The organism is Agrobacterium sp. BT-220-3 (genome assembly GCF_025910175.1).
In the GTDB taxonomy this organism is placed as follows: Bacteria; Pseudomonadota; Alphaproteobacteria; order Rhizobiales; family Rhizobiaceae; genus Agrobacterium; species Agrobacterium oryzihabitans.
On record NZ_JAPAIX010000039.1, the window covers coordinates 1 to 2,060 of the forward strand.

2 protein-coding genes are annotated in these 2,060 nt (G+C 60.4%); both read right to left on the reverse strand.

Annotation, left to right across the window (positions count from 1 at the left end):
• The coding region (locus tag OK142_RS25135) for an ATP-binding protein (RefSeq protein ID WP_498685718.1) at nt 1-293 on the reverse strand (293 nt) is incomplete at its 3' end.
• A gap of 18 nt (nt 294-311) precedes the next feature.
• On the reverse strand, nt 312-1,865 hold the full coding sequence (gene istA, locus OK142_RS25140) for an IS21 family transposase (RefSeq protein WP_052821462.1): 1,554 nt from the start codon (nt 1,863-1,865) through the stop codon (nt 312-314).
• Nucleotides 1,866-2,060: the final 195 nt, after the last annotated feature.

Consider the following 2,060-nt stretch of genomic DNA (forward strand, 5'->3'; position numbering starts at 1 on the left):
TTGAGCCATTCGCCTTGGGCAAGCGAGAGGAGCTGTCGGCGGTCGAGGCCGCGAGGGGCGGCGAAGTCGATGTTCTCGATGCAAGCATCGGGGAAACGCAGTTTGGCGATTGCAAGCCGGTTGGTCAGTCGCTTGTCGCCGCGCACGGCCATCTCCCGATCAAGCATCAGGCCGAGCCATTCATCGCGGTTGAGATCGCTGCCCTCAGGTTGATTGGCCAGGTCGCGATATGCTGCCGCCATGCCGGATAGGCCGAGCGCATGCATCTGGTCGAGGGTTGGATGTGTGAGCATGTGAGTATCTTCCTTTCTTCACTGGTAATAGGAGCTGCCGCGGATGTTGCCATGCATCGGGGTGGGCTTGACTGGCTCAGCACCAGGCGGGGCCTGATCGAGACCGGATTTGAGGATGGTGCTGACGGAGGAATAGCTGAGCGCATTGATCGTCAGTGCCCGATCGCACGCCGCTTCCAGACGCTCGGGGCCGTACCGGCGCGCGAGCGATAGAACGCCTTGAGCGGCGCGGTATCCCTGCTGAGGATGAGGTCTATCGCGCATCAGCCGCTCGATCAGGATTGCAGCGTTGCGGCCAATCTTTGCAGCTTGCTTGATGAGGCTCGCAGGCGTCGTGTTGGCATAATGCTGATGTGTCTTCGGCATATGCTCGTTGACGGTGACATGACCGCCCCGCTGCGACGTCCGGCGGTGGCTGGCGACACGTTGGTGATCATGGAGGATCTCGACGATCCGGCTTGTAAGCCGGACATCGACCTGGCGGCCGATCAGGCGGTGTGGCACGGAATAGAAGGCCTTGTCGACCTCGACATGGTAGTCGGGATGAACCTTTGCCGACTTCCATTCGGAATATTCGAATGGCGTTGCCGGCAAGGGCGCAAGCGCGTCTTGCTCGATCTCCTCGAAGAGCTGCCGGCGGGATTTGCCAACCCGGCGCATCGGCCGGCTATTGAGATCGTCGAGAAGCTGGCTGATCCGCACGTTGAGATCGACAAGGCTGAAGAAACGGTCGTTTCTCAGCCGCGCCAGGATCCAGCGCTCGACGATGAGAACGCTGCCTTCGACCTTGGCCTTGTCCTTCGGCCGTTTCGGACGGGTCGGCAGGATCGTCGTGTCGTAATGCTCGGCGAATGCCGCAAAAGTGGCGTTGATGGTCGGCTCGAACCACAAGGGCTTGGCAACGCCGGCCTTGAGGTTGTCGCAGACGATGGCTTTCGTCACGCCACCGAAGAAACCCAGCGCCAGCTGCTGACCCTCGATCCAGTCCGGCAACCGTTGAGTGAAGCTTGCATAGGCGAAGGTGTACAAGGAGGCTGGCAGAACCGCGACGAAAATCTGCGCCAGCCGGATTTCGCCCGTCACCGGATCGATCACCGGGACGGTTTGGCCGGCGTAGTCGGTCTGCATCGCCGCGCCGGCAGTGTGGCGATTGCGGAAGGTGGCGCTGGCGCGCTGCTCGAAAGCGGCAAACCGCTCGCAGAACCACGTGTATCCGTAACCGTTGGGGTGCCGTTCGCGATATTCCTGCCACAACAGCGTCAGTGTCACGCCCTTCCGCTTCAATTCACTGGCGATCTTGCCCCAGTCGGGTTCGTGCATGTCCTGGGGCGGACGGCCGCGACGATGGAACAGGCGGCGCTGCAGAATGCCATCATCGTCCAGCCCAGGCGGTAACGGCCAGCCCGTCAGCCCGGCCTCACGCGCCCGCAGCAGGTAGGTCGAAATGGTCGTTTTGCTGATCTTCAGCCGTTCCGATATCGCACGAACCGAAAGCCCCTGTTCGTGCGTCAGTCGCAATATCGATCGAATGTCCTTCACGTCAGTAAGTCTCACCTGCTTCCGTCTCGCCATTCATCAGCCCCTCGTTCAAATCGAGGTCCAGAATGGCAAAACGGCGCGTGCGAAAGTCGATCTTTTTGCCGAAAGACTGTCCGGGATTTACCGGAATCGCTGTCCGGGAATTAGCGGAAATGCTGTCCCGGATTTAGTGAAATCGCTGTCCGGGATTTAATGGAATCCCTGTCCGCGAATTACCGAAACCCGCAA

What these genes read in the sequence shown, in the direction of transcription:
- istA (WP_052821462.1), bottom strand. Translation starts at nt 1,865, where the DNA reads ATGGCGAGACGGAAGCAGGTGAGACTTACTGACGTGAAGGACATTCGA.